The sequence below is a fragment of the Helcococcus massiliensis genome (genome assembly GCF_900258485.1).
GTDB lineage: Bacteria > Bacillota > Clostridia > Tissierellales > Peptoniphilaceae > Helcococcus > Helcococcus massiliensis.
The window spans coordinates 47,136-72,324 of the sequence record NZ_OGVE01000001.1 but is presented as its reverse complement, the minus strand read 5'-3'; the positions used below and the strand labels follow the sequence as shown (position 1 = coordinate 72,324).

The following is a 25,189-nucleotide window of genomic DNA, read 5'->3' as shown; positions in this document are numbered from 1 at the left end:
AACTGCATAGGATATTAATTTTTATTAGAAAAATAGCATAAAAATCTAGTTATCCGCATAAAAACTGGACTTATCACACTTTATCAAGGTCAAAACCACTCAATTTACTACTAATTTACTACTTATGAATGAGCTTTGATACGACGATTTATCCTTGAAAAGTGAAGATATAAAGATACTTCCAATAAAATTTGAATATTTAATAGGTAGACACTTCAAAAAATGAGGTGTCTATTTTTTTACCCGATTTTGAAAGGAAGTGAAATTATGAAAACAAAAAATCAAGAATCAAAAGGTCGTTCCCCACTCTTTAAGACCATCAAACATTCATTCAGCCAATAAAAAAGAAAGGATAGGTAAAAATATGGAACTTAAATTTGTGATTCCCAACATGGAAAAAACATTCGGCAATTTAGAATTTGCTGGCGAGGATAAAGTCGTTCAGCGAAGAATCAACGGACGGCTAACTGTCTTATCAAGAAGCTATAATCTCTATTCTGATGTTCAAAGAGCAGATGATATTGTGGTGGTGCTTCCTGCTGAAGCTGGCGAAAAACATTTCGGCTTTGAGGAACGTGTGAAGTTAGTCAATCCACGTATTACCGCAGAGGGCTACAAAATCGGCACTCGTGGTTTTACAAATTACCTTTTACATGCTGACGACATGATAAAAGAATAAAGAAAGAGAGGAAAAATGATGAGATTAGCAAATGGCATTGTATTAGATAAAGACACGACTTTTGGAGAATTGAAATTCTCTGCTCTACGTCGTGAAGTGAGAATCCAAAATGAAGACGGGTCGGTTTCAGATGAAATCAAGGAACGTACCTATGACTTAAAATCCAAAGGACAAGGACGCATGATTCAAGTAAGTATTCCTGCCAGCGTGCCTTTGAAAGAGTTTGATTATAACGCACGGGTGGAACTTATCAATCCCATTGCGGACACCGTTGCTACTGCCACCTATCAAGGAGCAGATGTTGACTGGTATATCAAGGCAGACGATATTGTGCTGACAAAGGATTCTAGTTCATTCAAAGCTCAACCACAAGCAAAGAAAGAACCGACACAAGACAAATAGTCGCTAGGTAGAAAGGAGACTTTTTCGCATGAAACAGCGTGGTAAAAGGATTCGCCCATCTGGTAAAGATTTAGTCTTTCATTTTACGATAGCGTCACTCCTGCCTGTTTTCCTGCTGGTTGTCGGACTGTTTCATGTGAAGACAATCCAGCAGATCAACTGGCAGGATTTTAACCTATCACAAGCAGATAAGATTGACATTCCCTATTTAATTATCAGTTTCAGTGTCGCAATTCTTATCTGCTTGCTGGTAGCGTTTGTATTCAAACGGGTTCGCTATGATACGGTTAAACAACTTTACCACCGTCAAAAACTGGCAAAGATGATACTTGAAAACAAGTGGTATGAATCTGAACAGGTCAAAACAGAGGGTTTCTTTAAAGATAGTGCTGGTCGTACAAAGGAAAAGATAACCTACTTCCCTAAAATGTATTATCGACTTAAAAATGGCTTGATACAGATACGGGTGGAAATCACGCTGGGAAAATATCAAGACCAACTCTTACACTTGGAAAAGAAATTAGAGAGTGGCTTGTACTGTGAGCTGACGGATAAAGAGTTAAAGGATTCCTATGTGGAATATACTTTGCTCTATGACACCATAGCCAGTCGTATTTCTATTGATGAAGTAGAAGCTAAAGATGGTAAACTTCGCTTAATGAAAAACGTATGGTGGGAATATGATAAGCTCCCTCATATGTTGATTGCTGGTGGTACAGGTGGCGGTAAAACTTACTTTATACTGACACTGATTGAAGCCTTGCTTCATACAGATTCAAAACTGTATATTCTTGACCCGAAAAATGCTGATCTTGCGGACTTAGGTTCTGTGATGGCAAATGTCTACTATAGAAAAGAAGACTTGCTTTCTTGCATTGAAACATTCTATGAAGAAATGATGAAACGTAGTGAGGAAATGAAGCAGATGAAGAACTATAAGACTGGCAAAAATTATGCTTACTTAGGTCTCCCGGCACACTTCTTAATCTTTGATGAATACGTCGCTTTCATGGAAATGCTGGGAACAAAAGAAAACACCGCAGTTATGAATAAGCTGAAACAGATTGTCATGTTAGGTCGTCAAGCTGGCTTCTTTCTAATACTGGCTTGTCAACGTCCAGACGCAAAATATTTAGGCGACGGAATCCGTGATCAGTTTAATTTCAGAGTGGCTTTAGGTCGTATGTCTGAAATGGGCTATGGCATGATGTTTGGCAGTGACGTACAAAAGGATTTCTTCTTAAAGCGAATCAAAGGTCGTGGCTATGTTGATGTAGGAACAAGTGTCATATCAGAGTTTTATACTCCCCTTGTACCAAAAGGATATGATTTCTTGGAGGAAATTAAAAAGTTATCCAACAGCAGACAGTCCACGCAGGCGACGTGCGAAGCGGAAGTCGCAGGTGTGGACTGATCTTGCTGGCTGGTGTGGCAATAGCCACGCCAGCACTTAACCCCCCGTATCTAACAGGGGGGTACAAATCGACAGGAAACAGTCAAAAAAACATTAGAAAATCCTTTGGTTACAAGGGATTTACAAAATTTCAGCGTATGTCAAATGGGCTTTAAAAGTTGACATACGCCTTTTTGATTGGAGGGATTTTTACTGAATGAACAAACTTGGTTACAGCATTTAAAAGAAAAACGCTTGGCTTATGGACTATCTCAAAACCGTTTAGCTGTTGCGACTGGTATTACAAGGCAGTATCTAAGCGATATTGAAACAGGAAAAGTCAAGCCATCAGAGGATTTACAGCAGTCCCTTTGGGAAGCTCTGGAACGCTTCAATCCCGACGCTCCCCTTGAAATGCTGTTTGATTATGTAAGAATTCGCTTTCCGACAACAGACGTACAGCAGGTGGTCGAAAACATCTTACAACTGAAACTGTCCTATTTTCTTCATGAGGACTATGGTTTCTATTCTTATTCAGAGCATTATGCTTTAGGCGACATATTCGTCCTTTGCTCCCATGAACTGGACAAAGGAGTTCTGGTGGAATTGAAAGGTCGTGGGTGCAGACAATTTGAAAGCTATCTTCTGGCACAACAAAGAAGCTGGTATGAGTTCTTTATGGACGTTTTGGTGGCTGGCGGTGTGATGAAACGCCTTGACCTTGCCATTAACGATAAGACAGGGATTTTAAATATCCCTGTACTCACTGAAAAGTGCCAACAGGAAGAATGTATCTCCGTCTTCCGCAGTTTTAAAAGCTATCGCAGTGGCGAACTGGTACGCAAAGAGGAAAAGGAATGTATGGGAAACACCCTCTATATCGGTTCATTACAAAGTGAAGTTTATTTCTGTATCTATGAAAAGGACTACGAGCAGTACAAGAAAAATGATATTCCCATTGAAGACGCAGAAGTAAAAAACCGTTTTGAGATTCGATTGAAAAATGAGCGTGCCTATTATGCAGTCCGTGATTTACTCGTCTATGACAATCCAGAGCATACCGCCTTTAAAATTATCAATCGGTATATCCGTTTTGTAGATAAAGACGATTCCAAACCTCGTTCTGATTGGAAACTGAATGAAGAATGGGCTTGGTTTATTGGGAACAATCGTGAACGATTAAAACTAACCACAAAACCAGAGCCTTACTCCTTCCAAAGGACGCTGAACTGGCTATCTCATCAAGTTGCCCCGACCTTAAAGGTTGCGATTAAACTTGATGAAATCAACCAGACGCAGGTTGTAAAAGACATTCTCGACCATGCGAAACTGACAGACCGACACAAGCAGATTTTGAAGCAACAGTCAGTAAAAGAACAGGACGTGATAACAACAAAAAAATAACTCAAATACAAATTCATTGAATATAGAGAGGAGAACATTTTTATGAATTTTGGACAAAACCTTTATAACTGGTTTCTATCAAACGCTCAATCACTGGTGCTTTTAGCAATCGTTGTGATTGGCTTGTATCTTGGCTTCAAGCGTGAGTTTAGCAAACTGATTGGCTTTTTAATTATTGCGATTATTGCGGTTGGCTTAGTCTTCAACGCTGCTGGAGTAAAAGACATTTTACTAGAGCTATTCAATCGCATTATTGGTGCTTAAATAAAACCGTTCTTTTGTGGAATATAAGTGGTTTTCTTATGTTCCGCAAAGGAATGGTACACCAAACGAAGTGCGGTAGGGATTTTTGAAACTCTACAAAGAAAGGACGTGAATATATGGACGATATGCAAGTCTATATTGCGAATTTAGGCAAATACAATGAGGGCGAATTGGTCGGTGCGTGGTTTACCTTTCCCATTGACTTTGAGGAAGTCAAAGAGAAAATCGGCTTGAATGATGAATATGAGGAATACGCCATTCATGACTACGAGTTACCCTTTACGGTTGACGAATACACTTCCATTGGCGAACTCAATCGACTATGGGAAATGGTATCGGAATTACCCGAAGAATTACAATCGGAGCTATCTGCTCTGCTCACTCATTTTTCAAGCATTGAAGAACTAAGCGAACATCAAGAGGATATTATCATTCATTCCGATTGTGATGATATGTATGACGTGGCACGCTACTACATTGAAGAAACGGGTGCTTTAGGCGAAGTACCAGCTAGTCTTCAAAACTATATTGATTATCAAGCCTATGGTCGGGATTTAGACCTTTCAGGAACGTTTATCTCAACCAATCATGGGATTTTTGAAATCGTCTATTAAATCTGTCGGTACATTACTACTGGCAGATTTTCTATTTTACGGGGTGGCTCAATCAGCTACCCCTATTTTTTATGAAAGGATTGATTACATGAAGAAAATACGAAGCTATACCAGTATCTGGTCTGTGGAAAAGGTACTGTATTCTATCAATGATTTTAGACTTCCGTTTCCCATAACCTTTACGCAAATGACATGGTTTGTCGTGTCACTCTTTGCAGTGATGATACTTGGCAACTTGCCCCCTCTTTCCATGATAGAGGGAGCATTTCTCAAATACTTTGGGATTCCTGTGGCTTTCACATGGTTTATGTCTACAAAAACTTTTGATGGTAAAAAGCCTTATGGATTTTTGAAGTCTGTCATTGCTTATGCACTGCGACCAAAGCTGACCTATGCAGGAAAAAAAGTAACGCTTGGCAGAAACCAGCCACAAGAAGCCATTACAGCAGTTAGGAGTGAATTTTATGGCATATCCAATTAAATACATTGAAAACAATCTCGTCTGGAATAAAGACGGGGAATGTTATGCTTACTATGAGCTTGTTCCTTACAATTACTCATTTCTAAGTCCAGAACAGAAAATACAAGTGCATGATTCTTTCAGACAGCTTATCGCACAAAATCGTGATGGCAAAATTCATGCTTTACAAATCAGTACAGAATCCAGCATACGTTCTGCACAAGAGCGTTCCAAAAATGAAGTCACTGGCAAGCTCAAAGCGGTTGCCTATGACAAAATCGACCAACAGACAGACGCTTTAATATCCATGATTGGCGAAAATCAAGTGAACTACCGTTTCTTTATCGGCTTTAAGTTGCTTCTCAACGATCAGGAGTTTTCTATGAAAAGTCTTACCGTTGAAGCAAAAAATGCTTTGTCTGATTTTGTCTATGATGTGAACCATAAGCTGATGGGCGATTTTGTTAGTATGAGTAATGATGAAATCCTGCGTTTTCAGAAGATGGAAAAGCTCTTAGAAAATAAAATCTCTCGTCGTTTCAAAATCCGCAGGTTAGATAAGGACGACTTCGGCTATCTGATTGAACACCTTTACGGACAGACAGGCACTGCCTATGAAGAGTATGAGTACCATCTATCAAAGAAAAAGCTGGATAATGAAACGCTGATTAAATACTATGACTTGATTAAGCCTACTCGCTGTTTGGTGGAAGAAAAACAGCGATATTTGAAAATCCAGCAGGAAGATGAAACCGTCTATGTAGCTTACTTTACCATTAACAGCATTGTCGGAGAACTGGACTTCCCGTCCTCTGAAATCTTCTACTACCAGCAACAGCAATTTACATTCCCGATTGATACGTCAATGAATGTGGAAATTGTAGCGAATCGTAAAGCCCTATCTACTGTCCGCAATAAAAAGAAAGAACTGAAAGACTTGGATAACCACGCTTGGCAAAGTGATAATGAAACCAGCTCCAATGTGGCGGAAGCTCTGGAAAGTGTGAATGAGCTGGAAACCAATTTAGACCAAAGCAAGGAATCTATGTACAAGCTGTCTTATGTGGTAAGGGTATCAGCAAATGATCTTGACGAACTCAAACGTCGTTGTAATGAAGTGAAAGATTTTTATGACGATTTAAGCGTAAAACTGGTACGACCATTTGGGGATATGCTCGGCTTACATGAAGAATTTTTACCTGCCAGCAAGCGTTATATGAATGATTATATTCAATACGTGACCTCTGATTTCCTCGCTGGTTTAGGTTTTGGTGCTACTCAAATGCTGGGGGAAAATGAGGGGATTTATGTTGGCTACAGCTTAGATACTGGACGCAATGTCTATCTGAAACCTGCTCTTGCCAGTCAAGGGGTTAAGGGTTCAGTAACCAATGCGTTAGCGTCGGCTTTTGTTGGTTCGCTGGGTGGTGGTAAATCCTTTGCGAATAACCTTATCGTCTATTATGCGGTGCTTTATGGGGCACAAGCAGTGATTGTAGACCCAAAAGCAGAACGTGGCAGATGGAAAGAAACCTTGCCAGAGATTTCCCATGAAATCAATATCGTCACTCTGACTTCTGATGAGAAAAACAAAGGCTTACTTGACCCTTATGTGATTATGAAAAATCCCAAAGATTCTGAATCACTGGCTATTGATATTCTGACATTCCTTACGGGGATTTCCTCTCGTGATGGGGAACGCTTCCCAATCCTTAGAAAAGCCATTCGTGCAGTAACCAATAGTGAAGTACGAGGGTTGATGAAAGTGATTGAGGAATTACGGGTTGAGAATACGCCACTAAGTACCAGTATAGCCGACCATATCGAAAGTTTTACAGACTATGACTTTGCACATTTATTATTCAGTAATGGTTATGTGGAGCAGTCTATCAGCTTAGAAAAACAACTGAACATTATACAGGTTGCGGACTTGGTACTTCCCGACAAGGAAACTTCCTTTGAGGAATATACCACTATGGAGCTTTTATCCGTTGCTATGCTGATTGTCATTAGTACCTTTGCTTTAGACTTTATCCATACAGACCGAAGCATTTTCAAGATTGTAGATTTAGACGAAGCATGGAGCTTTTTACAGGTAGCACAAGGAAAAACACTATCTATGAAGCTGGTTCGGGCTGGTCGTGCTATGAACGCTGGGGTATATTTCGTGACCCAAAATACAGACGACCTCTTAGATGAAAAACTGAAAAATAACCTCGGCTTAAAATTTGCATTTCGTTCCACTGACCTTAACGAGATTAAAAAGACCTTAGCCTTTTTTGGTGTAGACCCAGAGGACGAAAACAATCAGAAGCGATTGCGTGATTTGGAAAACGGGCAATGCCTTATCAGTGATTTATATGGTCGTGTCGGTGTGATACAGTTCCACCCTGTATTTGAAGAACTGCTCCATGCCTTTGATACCAGACCACCTGTGCGAAAAGAGGTGTAAATGTGAAACCATCAATAGTAAACAGAATAAAATCAAACTGGACGCTGAAACGTCTAGGTAAAGTGGCAATGACAGTGGCTTTCACACTTGTGATTGCCATTTTTCTTTTAGCCATGCTGGGAACGGTGGTTCAAGCTGCGGGCTTGGTAGATGATACGGTCAATGTGGCAAATGAATACAGCCGATACCCACTTGAAAACTATCAACTGGATTTTTATGTGGATAATAGCTGGGGCTGGCTTCCGTGGAACTGGTCGGACGGGATTGGAAAACAGGTCATGTATGGACTATATGCCATTACCAATTTTATTTGGACAATCAGTTTGTATGTTTCCAATGCGACAGGTTACTTAGTACAGGAAGCCTATTCCTTAGACTTCATTTCCGCTACAGCAGATTCCATTGGTAAGAATATGCAGACCTTAGCTGGTGTGAGTGCAAACGGATTTTCAACAGAGGGTTTCTATGTTGGATTCCTCTTACTCTTGATTTTGGTTCTTGGGGTTTATGTTGCCTATACGGGACTGATAAAGAGAGAAACCACAAAGGCAATTCATGCCATTATGAATTTTGTGCTGGTGTTTATCCTATCGGCTTCCTTTATTGCCTACGCTCCCGACTACATTAAAAAAATCAATGACTTTTCATCAGACATCAGTAATGCCAGTTTATCACTTGGCACGAAGATTGTCATGCCCCATTCCGATAGTCAAGGCAAGGACAGCGTGGACTTAATCAGAGATAGCCTGTTTTCCATACAGGTTCAGCAACCGTGGCTACTGCTTCAATACAACAGTTCAGACATTGAAAGTATCGGTATTGACCGTGTGGAAAGCCTGCTCTCCACCAGCCCAGATTCCAACAATGGCGAAGACAGAGAAAAAATTGTTGCGGAAGAAATTGAAGACAGAAGCAATACCAATCTAACCATTACAAAGACCATTAACCGTTTAGGTACAGTCTTCTTCCTATTTGTCTTCAATATTGGGATTTCCATATTTGTATTCCTATTAACAGGAATCATGATTTTCTCGCAGGTACTTTTTATCATCTATGCTATGTTTCTGCCTGTGAGCTTTATTTTAAGCATGATTCCATCATTTGATGGTATGTCAAAACGAGCCATAACAAAGCTCTTTAATACCATTTTGACACGAGCTGGAATCACATTGATTATTACGACAGCATTTAGTATTTCAACCATGCTCTATACCTTATCGGCTGGTTATCCGTTCTTTTTGATTGCTTTTCTACAGATTGTGACCTTTGCAGGAATCTACTTCAAGCTGGGCGATTTAATGAGTATGTTTTCTCTACAGAGTAACGATTCTCAAAGTGTGGGAAGTCGTGTGATGAGAAAACCTCGTATGCTTATGCACGCTCACATGCACCGTCTACAGCGGAAACTTGGACGTTCCATGACTACTCTAGGGGCTGGGTCTGCCATTGTTACAGGTAAAAAAGGACAGTCGGGTTCGGGGAGTTCTGCAAGGACACAAGCAGATCACTCCCGACCAGACGGAAAGGAAAAATCAACACTTGGAAAACGTATCGGTCAAACCATCGGTACAGTAGCTGATACCAAAGACAGAATGGTAGACACTGCTAGTGGTTTGAAAGAACAGGTTAAAGATTTGCCGACCAATGCAAGATATGCAGTATATCAAGGAAAATCCAAAGTAAAAGAGAATGTCCGTGATTTAACCAGTAGTATTTCTCAAACCAAAGCGGACAGAGCCAGTGGACGCAAGGAACAGCAGGAACAAAGGCGAAAAACCATTGCGAAGCGTCGCTCTGAAATGGAACAGGTCAAACAGAAAAAACAGCCTGCTTCTTCTGTTCATGAAAGACCGACTACAAGACAAGAACAATATCATGATGAACAGACCTCAAAACAGTCTAATATTCAGACTTCATATAAGGAATCTCAACAAGCCAAACAAGAGCGTCCAGCAGTTAAGTCCGATTTTTCAAGTCCAAAAGTGGAACGCCAAGGCAATACCGTTCAAGAAAAAACCGTTCAAAAGCCAGCAACTTCAACCACTACAGCAGATAGAACTTCACAACGTCCAATCACAAAAGAACGTCCGTCTACTGTTCAAAGAGTACCACTACAAAATACAAGAAGTAGACCACCAATCAAAACCGCCACCATTAAGAAAGTCGGTAAGAAACCATGAAGTTGAAAACTTTAGTGATTGGTGGTTCTGGATTATTCTTGATGGTCTTCTCACTGCTTCTGTTTGTTGCCATTTTATTTTCAGATGAACAGGACAGCGGAATTTCCAATATTCATTATGGAGGTGTGAATGTTTCCGCAGAAGTGCTGGCTCATAAGCCTATGGTAGAAAAATATGCCAAAGAATATGGCGTTGAAGAATATGTCAACATACTTCTTGCGATTGTACAGGTGGAATCGGGCGGTACTGCGGAAGATGTTATGCAGTCCTCGGAATCCCTCGGTCTTCCACCTAATTCATTGAGTACAGAAGAATCCATTAAGCAAGGTGTGAAGTATTTCAGTGAATTATTAGCCAGTAGCGAAAGGCTCAGTGTAGATTTAGAATCGGTTATCCAGTCCTACAATTATGGTGGTGGTTTCTTAGGGTATGTGGCTAATCGTGGAAATAAATATACCTTTGAACTGGCTCAAAGTTTCTCAAAAGAGTATTCAGGTGGCGAAAAAGTGTCTTACCCCAATCCCATAGCCATACCTATCAATGGGGGCTGGCGATACAACTATGGCAATATGTTTTATGTGCAACTGGTAACGCAGTATCTTGTCACAACAGAGTTTGATGATGATACGGTACAAGCCATCATGGACGAAGCACTGAAATATGAGGGCTGGCGATACGTTTACGGTGGAGCTTCCCCGACTACTTCTTTTGATTGTAGCGGACTGACACAATGGACGTATGGAAAAGCTGGAATTAACTTACCACGAACCGCACAACAGCAATATGATGTGACCCAGCATATCCCACTATCGGAAGCACAAGCTGGCGATTTGGTTTTCTTTCATTCTACCTATAACGCTGGCTCTTATATTACTCATGTTGGGATATACCTTGGCAATAACCGTATGTTTCATGCAGGCGACCCAATCGGTTATGCCGACTTAACAAGCCCCTACTGGCAACAGCATTTAGTGGGAGCAGGACGAATCAAACAATGAGAAAGGAAGATTTAATGATGAAATTTAGAAAAAATCAGAATAAAGAAAAACAGATACCAAAGGAAAAGAAACCTCGTGTCTACTATAAGGTCAATCCTCATAAAAAGGTTGTGATTGCCTTGTGGGTACTTTTAGGGCTTAGTTTCAGCTTTGCGATATTCAAGCACTTTACAGCTATAGATACTCATACTATTCACGAAACAACTATCATAGAAAAGGAATACGTTGATACTCATCATGTAGAAAATTTTGTAGAGAACTTTGCGAAAGTCTACTATTCATGGGAGCAATCCGATAAGTCCATTGATAATCGAATGGAAAGTCTAAAAGGCTATCTGACAGATGAACTTCAAGCTCTCAATGTTGATACAGTACGCAAAGATATTCCTGTATCGTCTTCTGTAAGAGGATTTCAGATATGGACGGTAGAGCCAACTGGCGACAATGAGTTTAATGTAACCTACAGTGTAGACCAGCTCATTACAGAGGGAGAAAATACAAAGACCGTCCACTCTGCTTATATAGTGAGTGTCTATGTAGATGGTTCTGGAAATATGGTACTGGTTAAGAATCCGACCATTACCAACATACCTAAGAAATCAAGTTATAAACCAAAAGCCATTGAAAGTGAGGGGACGGTTGATTCCATTACAACCAATGAAATCAATGAGTTTTTAACGACGTTCTTCAAGCTCTATCCTACAGCGACAGCCAGTGAACTTTCCTACTATGTGAATGACGGGATATTAAAACCAATCGGAAAAGAGTACATCTTTCAAGAACTGGTAAATCCTATTCACAATCGTAAGGATAATCAAGTCACGGTATCGCTGACAGTGGAGTATATCGACCAGCAGACCAAAGCAACGCAGGTATCTCAATTTGATTTGGTACTTGAAAAGAACGGGAGTAATTGGAAGATTATAGAATAACAAATATTGGTACATTATTACAGCTATTTTGTAATCACGTACTCTCTTTGATAAAAAATTGGAGATTCCTTTACAAATATGCTCTTACGTGCTATTATTTAAGTATCTATTTAAAAGGAGTTAATAAATATGTGGCAAGGTATTCTTAAATAAACTGTCAATTTGATAGTGGGAACAAATAATTGGATGTCCTTTTTTAGGAGGGCTTAGTTTTTTGTACCCAGTTTAAGAATACCTTTATCATGTGATTCTAAAGTATCCAGAGAATATCTGTATGCTTTGTATACCTATGGTTATGCATAAAAATCCCAGTGATAAAAGTATTTATCACTGGGATTTTTATGCCCTTTTGGGTTTTTGAATGGAGGAAAATCACATGAAAATTATTAATATTGGAGTTTTAGCTCATGTTGATGCAGGAAAAACTACCTTAACAGAAAGCTTATTATATAACAGTGGAGCGATTACAGAATTAGGAAGCGTGGACAAAGGTACAACGAGGACGGATAATACGCTTTTAGAACGTCAGAGAGGAATTACAATTCAGACAGGAATAACCTCTTTTCAGTGGGAAAATACGAAGGTGAACATCATAGACACGCCAGGACATATGGATTTCTTAGCAGAAGTATATCGTTCATTATCAGTTTTAGATGGGGCAATTCTACTGATTTCTGCAAAAGATGGCGTACAAGCACAAACTCGTATATTATTTCATGCACTTAGGAAAATGGGGATTCCCACAATCTTTTTTATCAATAAGATTGACCAAAATGGAATTGATTTATCAACGGTTTATCAGGATATTAAAGAGAAACTTTCTGCCGAAATTGTAATCAAACAGAAGGTAGAACTGTATCCTAATATGTGTGTGACGAACTTTACCGAATCTGAACAATGGGATACGGTAATAGAGGGAAACGATGACCTTTTAGAGAAATATATGTCCGGTAAATCATTAGAAGCATTGGAACTCGAACAAGAGGAAAGCATAAGATTTCAGAATTGTTCCCTGTTCCCTGTTTATCACGGAAGTGCAAAAAACAATATAGGGATTGATAACCTTATAGAAGTGATTACGAATAAATTTTATTCATCAACACATCGAGGTCAGTCTGAACTTTGCGGAAAAGTTTTCAAAATTGAGTATTCGGAAAAAAGACAGCGTCTTGCATATATACGTCTTTATAGTGGCGTACTGCATTTGCGAGATTCGGTTAGAATATCGGAAAAGGAAAAAATAAAAATTACAGAAATGTATACTTCAATAAATGGTGAATTATGTAAGATTGATAGAGCTTATTCTGGAGAAATTGTTATTTTGCAAAATGAGTTTTTGAAGTTAAATAGTGTTCTTGGAGATACAAAACTATTGCCACAGAGAAAAAAGATTGAAAATCCGCACCCTCTACTACAAACAACTGTTGAACCGAGTAAACCTGAACAGAGAGAAATGTTGCTTGATGCCCTTTTGGAAATCTCAGATAGTGATCCGCTTCTACGATATTACGTGGATTCTACGACACATGAAATTATACTTTCTTTCTTAGGGAAAGTACAAATGGAAGTGATTAGTGCACTGTTGCAAGAAAAGTATCATGTGGAGATAGAACTAAAAGAGCCTACAGTCATTTATATGGAGAGACCGTTAAAAAATGCAGAATATACCATTCACATCGAAGTGCCGCCAAATCCTTTCTGGGCTTCCATTGGTTTATCTGTATCACCGCTTCCGTTGGGAAGTGGAATGCAGTATGAGAGCTCGGTTTCTCTTGGATACTTAAATCAATCATTTCAAAATGCAGTTATGGAAGGGATACGCTATGGTTGCGAACAAGGATTATATGGTTGGAATGTGACGGATTGTAAAATCTGTTTTAAGTATGGCTTATACTATAGCCCTGTTAGTACCCCAGCAGATTTTCGAATGCTTGCTCCTATTGTATTGGAACAAGTCTTAAAAAAAGCTGGAACAGAATTGTTAGAGCCATATCTTAGTTTTAAAATTTATGCGCCACAGGAATATCTTTCACGAGCATACAACGATGCTCCTAAATATTGTGCGAACATCGTAGACACTCAATTGAAAAATAATGAGGTCATTCTTAGTGGAGAAATCCCTGCTAGGTGTATTCAAGAATATCGTAGTGATTTAACTTTCTTTACAAATGGACGTAGTGTTTGTTTAACAGAGTTAAAAGGGTACCATGTTACTACCGGTGAACCTGTTTGCCAGCCCCGTCGTCCAAATAGTCGTATAGATAAAGTACGATATATGTTCAATAAAATAACTTAGTGTATTTTATGTTGTTATATAAATATGGTTTCTTGTTAAATAAGATGAAATATTTTTTAATAAAGATTTGAATTAAAGTGTAAAGGAGGAGATAGTTATTATAAACTACAAGTGGATATTGTGTCCTGTATGTGGAAATAAAACACGATTAAAGATAAGGGAAGATACTGAATTAAAAAAATTCCCCCTCTATTGTCCGAAATGCAGACAAGAAAATTTAATTGAAATAAAGCAGTTCAAAGTAACTGTGATTACAGAGCCAGACGCAAAGACGCAGAGCCGATAAAATGAGATTAATACAATCTCATTTTATCGGCTCTTTCCGTTATGTATGGATTCTTTTAATTAGTCTTCGATGTTTCTTGCTTCGTTGATACCGCTGGCTAAAGATTCCATTAAGGATAGTTCTTTGTCTGTAAAGCTATCCATGTATTTCTCTATCTGTAATCGTCGGGTGCTTTTTACCAAGTTATTAGCAGGTAAGAAAAATTCATCAACGGAAACATGAAGTAACGATACAAGGTCATAAAGAACTTGTATGCTGGGGTGTTGCCCTTTATTTTCAATATTAGTTAAGTACCGTGGGTCAATTTCAATCAATGCTCCCACTTGTTCACGAGTTAAACCTCGTTTCAATCGAGCTTCTTTAATGGCTAAACCAAAGGCTCTAAAATCATATTTATCTTCTTTTTTACGCATAGTAGACCACCTCTATACATTTTATTGTTCCTACTGAATTAAAAACAGGTATAGAAAAACGTGTTATATGGTTTATAGGTTTATATTTAATAAAAAGCACTACTAAACGCCAATAAAAAAAACCGTTATATGGTAGTGCTATTTACGCTGTTAAAATATTGTATATTACTTCCAAATGGCGGTTTGTTGGAGGTCAACGTCGCCATGAAGTACATCATATACAATAAATTTCCTTACATTGGGTTCTTGTCAAAAAAAGTCGTCTATCTGCAATAGATAAGTACGTCCACCAATGTGGTTTTATAAATCATATAGATAGAATAACAGAAGCATGTAAACAGAGAAATAAATCTGTTTATATGCTTTTTTGGCTATTCAGAACTTTTTTACAAAGTTTATTTATCAGTAATGCAACAAATCCCCCTTTCACATTGGGACTAAGAGTGAAAGGAGATAAACGAGCAAGGCTCACTTCCTTTCCTAGACAGAAAGGGGGTGAGAAACATGAAACCATCTTCTTTTCAGACCACAATAGAAAATCAGTTTGACTATATCTGTAAACGTGCTATGGAAGACGAGCGAAAGAATTATATGCTTTATCTTTCAAGGATTGCAAAGCGTGAGGTGTCCTTTTCGGATGTTGGCGATTATCTTGTTAGCCAGTTTGCGACAACAGATAACTATTCAACTGACTTTCAGATTTTTACACTCAATGGGTTATCAGTAGGCGTTGAAAATGATTTGTTGAGTGAAGCATTACGTGAGTTGCCAGACAAGAAACGTGAAATTCTACTGCTGTTTTACTTTATGGACATGAGCGATTCAGAAATTGCAGACCTGTTGAAATTGAACCGTTCTACTGTCTATCGGCATAGAACCAGTGGACTAGCCTTAATTAAAAAGTTTATGGAGGAATTTGAAGAATGAAAACACAATATCCTATGATTCCCTTTCCTCTCATTGTAAAGGCAACAGATGGCGATACCGAAGCGATTAACCAGATTCTACATCATTACAGAGGGTACATAACGAAGCGTTCCCTACGACTTATGAAAGATGAATATGGCAATCAAAGTATGGTCGTTGATGAAGTCTTACGTGGAAGAATGGAAACCAGACTGATTACAAAGATTTTGTCATTTGAAATTAAGTAATATCCTCTCTCCTTTCGTGGAAGCGTGCTAAACCATTCCACGCTTCCCGAACAGGGAGGTTTGTTATTCCACCAAAGCATATTGAGCTTTCAATGTGTTTTGATAGGCTAACGAGCCATTGTTCTTTGAAAACTGAATAAAAGTAATCGAATACGTTTCGATAAGAAAAGAGCCAACGGAACTAACCGCCATGACCTATCTTATAAAGATAGCGAGCGATTCATGTTAGTGATCCGAGAAGCAATCTTTAGCAGGATTGCCTGCAACGACATTCTTATCGTGATAATGATACTCCCATACAGTCAATAGTCCGAGCGTGATAAAACCGTCGCAGGCAATGAGTATGGCTACATGAGAACCATGCAGGGGTGGAACTCCCGTGAGCTTTGCTAAAGCTGATCGATTGCTGGTAAAACAACTTTTATGAAATCCAAATAAGTGATTTGGAAAGGAGGATTTTATGAAGCAGACTGACATTCCTATTTGGGAACGTTATACCCTAACCATTGAAGAAGCGTCAAAATATTTTCGTATTGGCGAAAACAAGCTACGACGCTTGGCAGAGGAAAATAAAAATGCAAATTGGCTGATTATGAATGGCAATCGTATTCAGATTAAACGAAAACAATTTGAAAAAATTATAGATACATTGGACGCAATCTAGCGTCGCCAAAGGGTCTTGTATATGATAAAATAGTATTAAGTCGTATCAAGGCTCTTTCCATAAAGGAAAGGAGCAAATGCCATGTCAGAAAAAAGACGTGACAATAAAGGTCGAATCTTAAAGACTGGAGAGAGCCAACGAAAAGACGGAAGATACTTATACAAATATATAGATTCATTTGGAGAACCGCAATTTGTTTACTCGTGGAAACTTGTGGCTACAGACCGAGTACCAGCAGGAAAGCGTGATTGTATCTCACTTAGAGAGAAAATCGCAGAGTTACAGAAAGACATTCATGATGGTATTGATGTTGTAGGAAAGAAAATGACACTCTGCCAGCTTTACGCAAAACAGAACGCTCAAAGACCAAAGGTTAGAAAAAACACTGAAACTGGACGCAAATATCTTATGGATATTTTGAAGAAAGACAAGTTAGGTGTAAGAAGTATTGACAGTATTAAGCCATCAGACGCTAAAGAATGGGCTATTAGAATGAGTGAAAATGGTTATGCTTATCAAACCATCAATAACTACAAACGTTCTTTAAAGGCTTCATTCTATATTGCTATACAAGATGATTGTGTTCGGAAGAATCCATTTGACTTTCAACTGAAAGCAGTTCTTGATGATGATACTGTCCCTAAGACCGTACTAACAGAAGAACAGGAAGAAAAACTGTTAGCCTTTGCAAAAGCTGATAAAACCTACAGCAAAAATTATGATGAAATTCTGATACTCTTAAAAACAGGTCTTCGTATTTCAGAGTTTGGTGGTTTGACACTTCCAGATTTAGATTTTGAGAATCGTCTTGTCAATATAGACCATCAGCTATTGAGAGATACTGAAATTGGGTACTACATTGAAACACCAAAGACCAAAAGTGGCGAACGTCAAGTTCCTATGGTTGAAGAAGCCTATCAAGCATTTAAGCGAGTGTTAGCGAATCGAAAGAATGATAAGCGTGTTGAGATTGATGGATATAGTGATTTCCTCTTTCTTAATAGAAAGAACTATCCAAAAGTGGCAAGTGATTACAACGGCATGATGAAAGGTCTTGTTAAGAAATACAATAAGTATAACGAGGATAAATTGCCACACATCACTCCACATAGTTTGCGACATACATTCTGTACCAACTATGCAAATGCAGGAATGAATCCAAAGGCATTACAGTACATTATGGGACATGCTAATATAGCCATGACGCTGAACTATTACGCACATGCAACATTCGATTCTGCAATGGCAGAAATGAAACGCTTGAATAAAGAGAAGCAACAGGAGCGTCTTGTTGCTTAGTAGTACAAATGAATTTACTACTTATTTACCACTTCTGACAGCTAAGACATGAGGAAATATGCAAAGAAACGTGAAGTATCTTCCTACAGTAAAAATACTCGAAAGCACATAGAATAAGGCTTTACGAGCATTTAAGAAAATATAAAAAGATAATTAGAAATTTATACTTTGTTTAAGATAAAAAAAATTAGATGTCTCCATCTAATTTTTCATTTAAATATTATCTTTTCAAAAAACCGGTTAAAAAACCTTTAATAAAACCTGTTTTATTTGTAGCACTACGGAAAGTATTGGTGAATTTTGCAGCAGTATCTGCAGCTGCAATTCCAACAACATCAACTGTATCTGCTACTGTGTTGGTAATATTAGATACTTGAGATGTAAGATTGCTTACATCATATAAAGCTGATGCAACTTGGGGTGTTACATCTTCTATTAAGCCATTAGTTGAATCTAAAACATTATTTAAATTGTTTGTGATCTTTGGCAAATCTTCAATAGTTTTATCTAAACTTTGTCTATTGCTTTCTACAGTATCAGCAATAACACCAACTGTTTTAGATATATTAAATAATAGTTTAGCTAATGCTACTAAAGCAACAACACCAGCTATAATTAGTAAGGCTAATAGAATATCTATTAAATCATATTGCATGTTTACCTCCTAATTATTATTTACTTTCTTTTTCAGCTTTTTTAGAAACTTTATCAGCTCCTTCTTTTACTTTGTCTGCTGCCTTTTCTACACCTTTAGCAGCGTCTTTTTTAACTTCTTCAGCTTTTTCTTCAGCTTTTTCTTTTGTTTCTTCAGCTTTTTCTTTTGTCTTTTCAGCTGCTTTTTCAGCTTTTTCTTTAGCCTTACCAGCTATTTCTTCAGTTTTTTCTTCCACATCTTCAGCTACGTTATGTAGTTGTGTAAGTTTTTTTTCACCAAAGTTTGATACCTTTTCTACAGTATCATGGTATGTTTTTTGAACATTTTCACTAAATTCTTTTGAAGTTTTTTGAATTTGTTTACCTGTATCTTCTACAGCATCCTTAATATCTTTTCTTGTATCTTCACCTGATTTTGGTGCAAATAATACACCTGCAGCTGAACCAACTAAGGCACCTAAAGCTAGACCAAATCCAACTTTACCAGCAGTGTCTTTTCTCTTTCTTCTTTCAATTTCTCTTTGTTTTGCAACAAAATAATCTCTAATTGACATATTTACCTCCTGTTTTTATAAAAAAATCCACAAATGACTATAATTATACCTTCGTATGTGAAGGTGGGCTAACTGTCAACAAATTCTACAGTCCATCTAAGGCTTTGTATCCTTTATCGAACTCCGTATGCCCTTATAGTATGTGTAGGTTAATTATCAAAATCATTTGTGGATACTGTTATTATATCACAGTAATAGAAATTTGAAAAGAATTGCAAATAAATTGTATAATAAAAATATATTGGAGGATTTATGAAGCAAGCAAATATATTTACAAACTTATACAACTTAAGTGATGAGATAAGACAAGTAGTTGAAAAAGAGTTCTTGAGTCATGATTTTAAAATTTCTTATGAACATGATGAAGAGGCTAATTTTAATGTTGTAATTGGAGGTGATGGAACCTTTATAAAGGCTGTCCATGAATCCAATTTTTCTAATGTCCCCTTTATTGGTATAAATACTGGTAAGCTCGGATTCTATAATGATATAAAACCAGATGATGTTGAATCAGCTATTGAAAGGTTGAAAGATAAAAAATATATACTTAATGAACTTAAGGTTATTGAGTGTCATATAGAAACCAAGAACGGAGATTTTATATATAAAAGTATAAATGAAATTGTTATAAAATCTAGATCAACTTCTATTATAAAGTTTGACTTATTTGTAGATGATATGAAACTACAAAAATTCGCTGGTGATGGAATGATATTCTCTACCCCATCTGGATCTACTGCTTATAACCTTTCTTCCGGTGGTGCCATTGTTTATCAAAATATAGATGCTTTTCAAATAACCCCATTGGCTCCAATTAAATCTAGTATATATAAATCATTAGATAAAAGTGTTGTAGTTCCAAAAAATACAAAAATAAAATTAGTAACAGAAGATTTAAATGATGATGAATTTTTAATAGGAATAGATGGTTTAGAATGTAACCATACTGATATAAAGTCCATTAATATTCAATTATCAAAGGATTCAATAAACAAAATTGTTTTCGATGAAAAATGGTTTTGGAAAAATATTAGGGATAAATTTATATAAAAAAAAAAGGATTGTTGCAAGATTTTGCAATAATCCTTTTTTACGTCCTTCACTATCTATTTAAAACATAATTTAATACTCTAGATCCTATAGGAGCAGCATTGTTATGTGCAGTTTGCTTGCTTCCCTCTATTGTGACTACTACTACATATTTAGGGTTGTCAGCTGGAGCCATATTTATAAACCAGTTGTTATTTAATCCATTTGCACTTTCACCTGTACCTGTTTTACCTGCAGAAGCAATACCACTTTTTAGATTATAACCATTGTATCTAACTGTAGATGTAAGGTAATTTCTAATAGTTTTTGCATATTCTGCTTCTATATTTGAAGATAATACACTAGGTTCAGTATCTTGTTTAATCCCATTTCTATCAATTGTTTCGACAATATATGGCTTATACACTTCCCCATCATTAGCAATTCCCATAGCAACTAAAAGCATATCCATAGGAGTCATATACATATTACCTTGACCAAAAGCAGCATTTGCCTTTTCTAAGTCTGATAGACCTGCTTTAAATGGAAATATTGAAGATTTCTTTGGAAGGGAAAAATCATAATCCTTTGATATTCCAAAATCCTTAAGTACTTGTGTATATTCTTCATTACTTATTTCTTTAGATTTTTCATAAAAATATGTGTTTGAAGAGTACATCAAGGCTTCTTCCAAAGATATTTCACCATAAGCTTTTTTCCCATAATTATGAATTGTATGCTCAGCAATGGTTGCGGAACCTTTATCATTGTAATTAAGATCCATACCAGATCTTAAAAAGGCTACTGACGAAACTACCTTAAAAACAGATCCAGGTTCATATAATCCTTGACTAGGTCTATTTAGTAAATTTCCATCTTCAGAAGCTATAAGTTTTTCCCAATCCGCCCTTAAATTATTTACATTAAAACTTGGTTTAGAAACAATGGCTAAAATAGCTCCAGTTTTTGGATCGGCAACTATGATTGATCCCTTATAGTCACCTAAAGCCTCCCAAGCAAATTCTTGTACATCATTTTCAATAGTCAAATATACATCACTTGCATTAGTTTCAGAAACTAAACTATCGAGTCTTGTAAAAATATCATCTTTCTTACTTATATTAGCTAAGTCTTTGTTATGATAAGCTTCAATACCCATTTTACCTAGGTTTGGATCACTGTATCCTGTAATGTTTGAATATAGATAATTGTAGCTATATTTTCTTGTATAAGTTTTTTTATCGTCATTCAAATCTGAATACGCTAATACTTTTCCATTTCTATCAAGTATACTTCCTCTTTTAGCGTAAACATCATCTTCGAAATTTCTTGCATTTCTAGGATCTTTGTTTAACTTATCTGCTTTAATAATTTGAAAATATAGTAAATATAGAGAAATAGCTAAAAATAAAGCCGTTACAATTATCAAAACTAAAATTAGTTTTTTATCTCTTTTATCCTTCATACTCTTCTCCTGTTTTACTTGTTAAATAATGTAAGACAGCCAATAATATGAAACTAGACGTTGTTGAACTACCACCATAAGATAAGAAAGGTGTAGTAATTCCCGTTAACGGCATAAGCTTCAATATACCAGCAAGCATAATTATTGTTTGAATTGAAAATAGTAGGCCTATTGATAAGGCTAATGAAGACAAATAGTCAGATTTGAATTGTAAGGATACCTTCATAGATTTATAGAAAATCAATATAAAGATAAGTATAATCGCAAATCCCATAAACAATCCCATTTCTTCAATAATAGCTGCCATTATAAAGTCTGTTTGAATAACTGGTACTAAACCTGGACTTCCTAATCCTATACCTGTTCCGAAAAATCCGCCATTAGCAATTGCATATAAAGATTGAATTATTTGATATCCCTTACCATTAAAATCATCCCAAGGATTTAACCATATATCAATTCTTACTTTGATATGGGATAGAACTAAGGATGCCAAATAAACCCCTAAAAAGGCTAATCCAATATTTAAAATTATAAAGATATATCTTTTTTCGAAAATTAGCATAGAAGCAAGCATAAGGGCAAAAAACACCATAGCTGTTCCCAATTCTCCTTGTAAGAAGAACAATCCAGCAAATATATAGCTTGCTCCTGCTAAATAATACCTTCCAAATCTTTGGCTTGTATATTTTTCGTAATTGTTATAATAAGCAGCAATCATAAATATATATGACACTTTAGCAAATTCAGACAATTGCAGGGTAAAAAGCCCTCCAATATTTATCCAGTTCTTGGCTCCATATTGGGAAAATCCAAATAAAAGTGTAATTATAAAAGTAAACAAAGTTATAATAAAAAATAAAATAAATTTATCTTCTAAAAACTTATTAAAATACTTAATAAAATATCTAACTAATATGAATATAAAAAATCCTATGAAATACCAGATTATATGTTTGTTTATTAAAGTGTAGTCCAATCTAATTATATTAATTAAACTTATACTATATAATAGATTTACCAAATATATATAAGTGGAGTCACCATTAATAAATTTTGGAATTGTATAATTTATAATGGCTGTAACCATTATAAAGGCATAGGCCAAGTAAATTGAGCTAGTTTGTATCTTTATATTATGTATAATAGCTAAACTTATTCCAAGAAATTGAAAAATAAATAGAAGTATAATAAGTTTATTATGAAAACTAATCCTTCTTGTATCATTGAAATTTACCCTATTAATTTTATTCATAAACTTACTCCTTTTAGTTTATTTCAGCATTCAAGCTTAAAACATAGGGTCCTATCTCTATCTCATCACCAACTAGTAGTTCTAGGTTGCTATCTAAATATTCTCCATTTAAATAAGTTCCATTTAATGATCCCTTGTCAACTAGATAAAAAGAATCTTCAGATTTGATTATCTCAGCATGATAAGATGAAACTAGGTCACTATCTAAAACTATATCATTTCCAAGATTTCTCCCTATGCTAGTATAGCCTTCTAATAAGTAACTTTTTGAAGCTCCATTTTGATCTCTAACAATCAAATAATAATCTCTTTTTACCTTATCAAAATCAATATTCCTAATATCTAAGATAATTAATTTTACAATGATATAAATGTAATATAAAACTATATAGACGAGTATAAATTTCACTATAGACGAAATAATTGTATATAAATTTAAGTTTCCTATAATATTAGTAAAAAAAGCATTTCTTACTATATTTAATAATTCTCTCATATAGACTCCTTCTCTTTATTAATTACTATTATACCAAATCATAAATAAATAATATAAAATATTTCTTAAGAATTTATTATAGATTACTTAATTTACAAAAAAATCTAGGTCTATGACCTAGATTTTTGGATTTCTAATTATTCTATTCTACTGATAAAATTTTTGCATTTGCTGTTTCAAATATTGCATCTGCCATTTTTTGTGCTTTTTCTGCTGTGTCAGCACTTGAGTAGATGTATAATTTAATCTTTGGTTCTGTACCAGAAGGTCTTAAGATATACCATGATCCATCTTCTAGTTTGTAACCAAGACAATTTTGTTTTTCTAATCCTGTTTCATCGTTTAGATAGTCTGTTATGGATTCTAATTTTATTCCATTAATTTCTTCAATAGGATTTGCTCTAAATTCTTCCATAATTCTAGCTATTAATTTTTGACCATCTAACCCTTCTAAAACAACTGAATTTAAGTTTTGTGCATGATAGCCAAATTCTTCGAAAATTTCTTTTTGAACATCTAATAATGTTTTACCTTGAGCCTTGTAATATGCAGCCATTTCAATTACCATCATTGATGAAGAAATAGCATCCTTGTCTCTTACATTGTCTCCATATGAATATCCAATAGCGTCTTCAAAACCAAAGATATATTGGTATTCACCAGTTTTGTCCCATTCGTTAGCCTTAGCATAAATGTTTTTAAATCCTGTTAAAACATTAAAATTAGCTACGCCAAATTTATCAGCAATTTTTTCTGGTAAGTCTGTTGAAACTATAGATTTTACAATTGCACCATTCTTAGGTAATTTACCTTTTTCAGATAATCTACTTAAAATATAGTAGGTTAATAGGGATCCAGTTTCATTACCTGATAAGAAAGTATATCCACCTTCTTCATTTTTAACTTCTACAGCAACCCTATCAGCATCAGGGTCTGTAGCTATTAAAATATCAGCATCAATCTTGTTTCCTAATTCTATAGCATATTTAAATGCCTTTGGATCTTCTGGGTTTGGATATCCAACTGTTGTAAAGTCAGGATCTGGATTTTCTTGTTCTTTAACTATGTGGATATTTTTAAATCCTCTTTCATCCAAGATTCTTCTAACTAATTTGTTACCACATCCATTTAATGGTGAGTAAACAACATTAATATCCTTATCAATATTTTCATCTTCAATTGTTAGATCTAATACATCTTGCATATATTTATCAACTATTGAATAATCTAAGATTGTGATAAGTCCTTCTTCAACAGCCTTATCAAAGTCCATTGATTTAACATTGCTTACATCTCCAACCTTGCTTATATTTTTTAATATTTCACTAGCTATATCATCTAAGATTTGTGAACCTTCATTCCAATATGCTTTGTATCCGTTATATTCTCTAGGGTTGTGTGAAGCTGTTATCATAACACCTGATATAGTTCCTAAATGACGGATAGTATATGATAATACAGGTGTAGGTGTGATTTGGTCATAGGTATAAACTTTTATGCCATTAGCAGCTAAAACTTCTGCAGTGATTTTTGCAAATTCATCTGATTTATGTCTTACATCATATGAAATAGCAACACCTTTTTCCATAGCTTCTTTACCATGGTCAATTATTGTTTGAGCTAGTCCTTGAGTAGCCAAAGCTACAGTATACTTGTTCATTCTATTTGTACCAGCACCAATTTTACCTCTTAAGCCAGCTGTACCAAATTTTAAATCTTGATAAAATCTATCTTGGATTTCTTCTTTATTTGATTCTAAAGATTTTAATTCTTCTTTAGTTTCGGCATCGATAAAATCACTATCTAACCATTCTTGATATTTTGTCATGTAATCCATTCTAACCTC

At 36.0% G+C, this 25,189-nt stretch carries 26 protein-coding genes; 19 read left to right on the top strand and 7 right to left on the bottom strand.

Annotated features, from left to right (window positions below; genetic code table 11):
• Positions 1-364 precede the first annotated feature (364 nt).
• The 14 genes from C4Q29_RS00350 to C4Q29_RS00280 all read left to right on the top strand — a co-directional run bounded on the left by C4Q29_RS00350 (position 365) and on the right by C4Q29_RS00280 (position 14,360).
• Positions 365-679: a YdcP family protein gene (locus tag C4Q29_RS00350; protein WP_000420682.1), complete on the top strand. Its 315-nt coding sequence runs from the start codon at positions 365-367 to the stop codon at positions 677-679.
• 15 nt (positions 680-694) lie between these two features.
• Positions 695-1,081 (top strand): YdcP family protein, encoded by a 387-nt coding sequence (locus tag C4Q29_RS00345; protein ID WP_000985015.1) that lies wholly within the window; start codon positions 695-697, stop codon positions 1,079-1,081.
• A gap of 28 nt (positions 1,082-1,109) precedes the next feature.
• On the top strand, positions 1,110-2,495 hold the full coding sequence (locus C4Q29_RS00340; RefSeq protein ID WP_000813488.1) for an FtsK/SpoIIIE domain-containing protein: 1,386 nt from the start codon (positions 1,110-1,112) through the stop codon (positions 2,493-2,495).
• Between the two features lie 177 nt (positions 2,496-2,672).
• Positions 2,673-3,878, top strand: coding sequence for a MobT family relaxase (gene mobT / locus C4Q29_RS00330; protein WP_000398284.1), 1,206 nt, complete (start codon positions 2,673-2,675; stop codon positions 3,876-3,878).
• Positions 3,879-3,920: 42 nt separating this feature from the next.
• A complete protein-coding gene (locus C4Q29_RS00325) occupies positions 3,921-4,142 on the top strand; it encodes a hypothetical protein (protein ID WP_001009056.1) in 222 nt (73 codons plus the stop codon).
• 116 nt (positions 4,143-4,258) lie between these two features.
• Positions 4,259-4,756: an antirestriction protein ArdA gene (locus C4Q29_RS00320; protein ID WP_000342539.1), complete on the top strand. Its 498-nt coding sequence runs from the start codon at positions 4,259-4,261 to the stop codon at positions 4,754-4,756.
• Positions 4,731-5,237 (top strand): conjugal transfer protein, encoded by a 507-nt coding sequence (locus tag C4Q29_RS00315; protein ID WP_000506270.1) that lies wholly within the window; start codon positions 4,731-4,733, stop codon positions 5,235-5,237. Before C4Q29_RS00320 ends, C4Q29_RS00315 begins: the two co-directional genes overlap by 26 nt.
• Positions 5,221-7,668 (top strand): conjugal transfer ATPase TcpF, encoded by a 2,448-nt coding sequence (gene tcpF, locus C4Q29_RS00310; RefSeq protein WP_000331160.1) that lies wholly within the window; start codon positions 5,221-5,223, stop codon positions 7,666-7,668. Before C4Q29_RS00315 ends, tcpF begins: the two co-directional genes overlap by 17 nt.
• 2 nt (positions 7,669-7,670) lie before the next feature.
• Entirely contained in the window at positions 7,671-9,848 is a 2,178-nt protein-coding gene (locus C4Q29_RS00305; RefSeq protein ID WP_000804748.1) for a CD3337/EF1877 family mobilome membrane protein, read from the top strand.
• On the top strand, positions 9,845-10,846 hold the full coding sequence (locus tag C4Q29_RS00300; RefSeq protein ID WP_103980840.1) for a bifunctional lytic transglycosylase/C40 family peptidase: 1,002 nt from the start codon (positions 9,845-9,847) through the stop codon (positions 10,844-10,846). Before C4Q29_RS00305 ends, C4Q29_RS00300 begins: the two co-directional genes overlap by 4 nt.
• A 14-nt stretch (positions 10,847-10,860) precedes the next feature.
• Entirely contained in the window at positions 10,861-11,778 is a 918-nt protein-coding gene (locus C4Q29_RS00295) for a conjugal transfer protein (RefSeq protein WP_000975335.1), read from the top strand.
• Positions 11,779-12,052: 274 nt separating this feature from the next.
• The gene (locus C4Q29_RS00290; protein WP_011058339.1) at positions 12,053-12,139 is read left to right on the top strand and encodes a tetracycline resistance determinant leader peptide; all 87 of its coding nucleotides are present in this window, start codon (positions 12,053-12,055) and stop codon (positions 12,137-12,139) included.
• Between the two features lie 15 nt (positions 12,140-12,154).
• The gene (gene tet(M) / locus C4Q29_RS00285; RefSeq protein WP_019107244.1) at positions 12,155-14,074 is read left to right on the top strand and encodes a tetracycline resistance ribosomal protection protein Tet(M); all 1,920 of its coding nucleotides are present in this window, start codon (positions 12,155-12,157) and stop codon (positions 14,072-14,074) included.
• Positions 14,075-14,192: 118 nt separating this feature from the next.
• A complete protein-coding gene (locus C4Q29_RS00280) occupies positions 14,193-14,360 on the top strand; it encodes a cysteine-rich KTR domain-containing protein (RefSeq protein WP_000336323.1) in 168 nt (55 codons plus the stop codon).
• A gap of 59 nt (positions 14,361-14,419) precedes the next feature.
• Here C4Q29_RS00280 and C4Q29_RS00275 read toward each other — a convergent pair whose 3' ends face one another.
• A complete protein-coding gene (locus C4Q29_RS00275; RefSeq protein WP_001227347.1) occupies positions 14,420-14,773 on the bottom strand; it encodes a helix-turn-helix transcriptional regulator in 354 nt (117 codons plus the stop codon).
• Positions 14,774-15,277: 504 nt separating this feature from the next.
• Between C4Q29_RS00275 and C4Q29_RS00265 the strand changes: the two genes are divergently transcribed.
• The 4 genes from C4Q29_RS00265 to C4Q29_RS00245 all read left to right on the top strand — a co-directional run bounded on the left by C4Q29_RS00265 (position 15,278) and on the right by C4Q29_RS00245 (position 17,890).
• Entirely contained in the window at positions 15,278-15,700 is a 423-nt protein-coding gene (locus C4Q29_RS00265) for a sigma-70 family RNA polymerase sigma factor (protein WP_000804885.1), read from the top strand.
• Positions 15,697-15,927: a helix-turn-helix domain-containing protein gene (locus tag C4Q29_RS00260; protein ID WP_000857133.1), complete on the top strand. Its 231-nt coding sequence runs from the start codon at positions 15,697-15,699 to the stop codon at positions 15,925-15,927. The genes C4Q29_RS00265 and C4Q29_RS00260 overlap by 4 nt, the downstream gene beginning before the upstream one ends.
• Before the next feature lie 460 nt (positions 15,928-16,387).
• Positions 16,388-16,591, top strand: coding sequence for an excisionase (locus C4Q29_RS00250; RefSeq protein WP_000814511.1), 204 nt, complete (start codon positions 16,388-16,390; stop codon positions 16,589-16,591).
• An 81-nt stretch (positions 16,592-16,672) separates the two neighbouring features.
• Positions 16,673-17,890, top strand: coding sequence for a tyrosine-type recombinase/integrase (locus C4Q29_RS00245; protein WP_001291561.1), 1,218 nt, complete (start codon positions 16,673-16,675; stop codon positions 17,888-17,890).
• A 220-nt stretch (positions 17,891-18,110) separates the two neighbouring features.
• Here the strand turns inward: C4Q29_RS00245 and C4Q29_RS00240 are convergent, their stop codons facing one another.
• Both C4Q29_RS00240 and C4Q29_RS00235 read right to left on the bottom strand, forming a co-directional pair.
• On the bottom strand, positions 18,111-18,545 hold the full coding sequence (locus C4Q29_RS00240) for a hypothetical protein (protein ID WP_103980838.1): 435 nt from the start codon (positions 18,543-18,545) through the stop codon (positions 18,111-18,113).
• Between the two features lie 16 nt (positions 18,546-18,561).
• The gene (locus C4Q29_RS00235) at positions 18,562-19,098 is read right to left on the bottom strand and encodes a YtxH domain-containing protein (protein WP_103980837.1); all 537 of its coding nucleotides are present in this window, start codon (positions 19,096-19,098) and stop codon (positions 18,562-18,564) included.
• Between the two features lie 252 nt (positions 19,099-19,350).
• Here C4Q29_RS00235 and C4Q29_RS00230 point away from each other — a divergent pair, with 252 nt between their 5' ends.
• A complete protein-coding gene (locus C4Q29_RS00230) occupies positions 19,351-20,148 on the top strand; it encodes an NAD(+)/NADH kinase (protein WP_103980836.1) in 798 nt (265 codons plus the stop codon).
• A 52-nt stretch (positions 20,149-20,200) separates the two neighbouring features.
• Here the strand turns inward: C4Q29_RS00230 and C4Q29_RS00225 are convergent, their stop codons facing one another.
• From C4Q29_RS00225 to C4Q29_RS00210, 4 genes are all read right to left on the bottom strand, one after another.
• Positions 20,201-21,592 carry a peptidoglycan D,D-transpeptidase FtsI family protein gene (locus C4Q29_RS00225; protein WP_103980835.1) on the bottom strand — a complete coding sequence of 464 codons (1,392 nt, stop codon included), beginning with the start codon at positions 21,590-21,592 and terminating at the stop codon, positions 20,201-20,203.
• Positions 21,582-22,682, bottom strand: coding sequence for an FtsW/RodA/SpoVE family cell cycle protein (locus tag C4Q29_RS00220; protein ID WP_234994008.1), 1,101 nt, complete (start codon positions 22,680-22,682; stop codon positions 21,582-21,584). Before C4Q29_RS00220 ends, C4Q29_RS00225 begins: the two co-directional genes overlap by 11 nt.
• Positions 22,683-22,860: 178 nt before the next feature.
• Positions 22,861-23,343, bottom strand: a complete 483-nt coding sequence (locus tag C4Q29_RS00215) for an FHA domain-containing protein (RefSeq protein ID WP_103980833.1) — start codon at positions 23,341-23,343, stop codon at positions 22,861-22,863.
• A gap of 142 nt (positions 23,344-23,485) precedes the next feature.
• Positions 23,486-25,180, bottom strand: a complete 1,695-nt coding sequence (locus C4Q29_RS00210) for a phospho-sugar mutase (RefSeq protein ID WP_103980832.1) — start codon at positions 25,178-25,180, stop codon at positions 23,486-23,488.
• Positions 25,181-25,189: the final 9 nt, after the last annotated feature.

What these genes read in the sequence shown, in the direction of transcription:
- C4Q29_RS00315 (WP_000506270.1), top strand. Translation starts at nt 4,731, where the DNA reads ATGGGATTTTTGAAATCGTCTATTAAATCTGTCGGTACATTACTACTG.
- C4Q29_RS00300 (WP_103980840.1), top strand. Translation starts at nt 9,845, where the DNA reads ATGAAGTTGAAAACTTTAGTGATTGGTGGTTCTGGATTATTCTTGATG.
- tcpF (WP_000331160.1), top strand. Translation starts at nt 5,221, where the DNA reads ATGGCATATCCAATTAAATACATTGAAAACAATCTCGTCTGGAATAAA.
- C4Q29_RS00290 (WP_011058339.1), top strand. Translation starts at nt 12,053, where the DNA reads ATGCTTTGTATACCTATGGTTATGCATAAAAATCCCAGTGATAAAAGT.
- C4Q29_RS00295 (WP_000975335.1), top strand. Translation starts at nt 10,861, where the DNA reads ATGATGAAATTTAGAAAAAATCAGAATAAAGAAAAACAGATACCAAAG.
- C4Q29_RS00245 (WP_001291561.1), top strand. Translation starts at nt 16,673, where the DNA reads ATGTCAGAAAAAAGACGTGACAATAAAGGTCGAATCTTAAAGACTGGA.
- C4Q29_RS00340 (WP_000813488.1), top strand. Translation starts at nt 1,110, where the DNA reads ATGAAACAGCGTGGTAAAAGGATTCGCCCATCTGGTAAAGATTTAGTC.
- C4Q29_RS00275 (WP_001227347.1), bottom strand. Translation starts at nt 14,773, where the DNA reads ATGCGTAAAAAAGAAGATAAATATGATTTTAGAGCCTTTGGTTTAGCC.
- C4Q29_RS00325 (WP_001009056.1), top strand. Translation starts at nt 3,921, where the DNA reads ATGAATTTTGGACAAAACCTTTATAACTGGTTTCTATCAAACGCTCAA.
- C4Q29_RS00220 (WP_234994008.1), bottom strand. Translation starts at nt 22,682, where the DNA reads ATGGTTACAGCCATTATAAATTATACAATTCCAAAATTTATTAATGGT.
- C4Q29_RS00235 (WP_103980837.1), bottom strand. Translation starts at nt 19,098, where the DNA reads ATGTCAATTAGAGATTATTTTGTTGCAAAACAAAGAGAAATTGAAAGA.
- C4Q29_RS00260 (WP_000857133.1), top strand. Translation starts at nt 15,697, where the DNA reads ATGAAAACACAATATCCTATGATTCCCTTTCCTCTCATTGTAAAGGCA.
- C4Q29_RS00240 (WP_103980838.1), bottom strand. Translation starts at nt 18,545, where the DNA reads ATGCAATATGATTTAATAGATATTCTATTAGCCTTACTAATTATAGCT.
- C4Q29_RS00215 (WP_103980833.1), bottom strand. Translation starts at nt 23,343, where the DNA reads ATGAGAGAATTATTAAATATAGTAAGAAATGCTTTTTTTACTAATATT.
- C4Q29_RS00210 (WP_103980832.1), bottom strand. Translation starts at nt 25,180, where the DNA reads ATGGATTACATGACAAAATATCAAGAATGGTTAGATAGTGATTTTATC.
- C4Q29_RS00350 (WP_000420682.1), top strand. Translation starts at nt 365, where the DNA reads ATGGAACTTAAATTTGTGATTCCCAACATGGAAAAAACATTCGGCAAT.
- C4Q29_RS00320 (WP_000342539.1), top strand. Translation starts at nt 4,259, where the DNA reads ATGGACGATATGCAAGTCTATATTGCGAATTTAGGCAAATACAATGAG.
- C4Q29_RS00250 (WP_000814511.1), top strand. Translation starts at nt 16,388, where the DNA reads ATGAAGCAGACTGACATTCCTATTTGGGAACGTTATACCCTAACCATT.
- C4Q29_RS00225 (WP_103980835.1), bottom strand. Translation starts at nt 21,592, where the DNA reads ATGAAGGATAAAAGAGATAAAAAACTAATTTTAGTTTTGATAATTGTA.
- C4Q29_RS00230 (WP_103980836.1), top strand. Translation starts at nt 19,351, where the DNA reads ATGAAGCAAGCAAATATATTTACAAACTTATACAACTTAAGTGATGAG.
- C4Q29_RS00345 (WP_000985015.1), top strand. Translation starts at nt 695, where the DNA reads ATGATGAGATTAGCAAATGGCATTGTATTAGATAAAGACACGACTTTT.
- C4Q29_RS00265 (WP_000804885.1), top strand. Translation starts at nt 15,278, where the DNA reads ATGAAACCATCTTCTTTTCAGACCACAATAGAAAATCAGTTTGACTAT.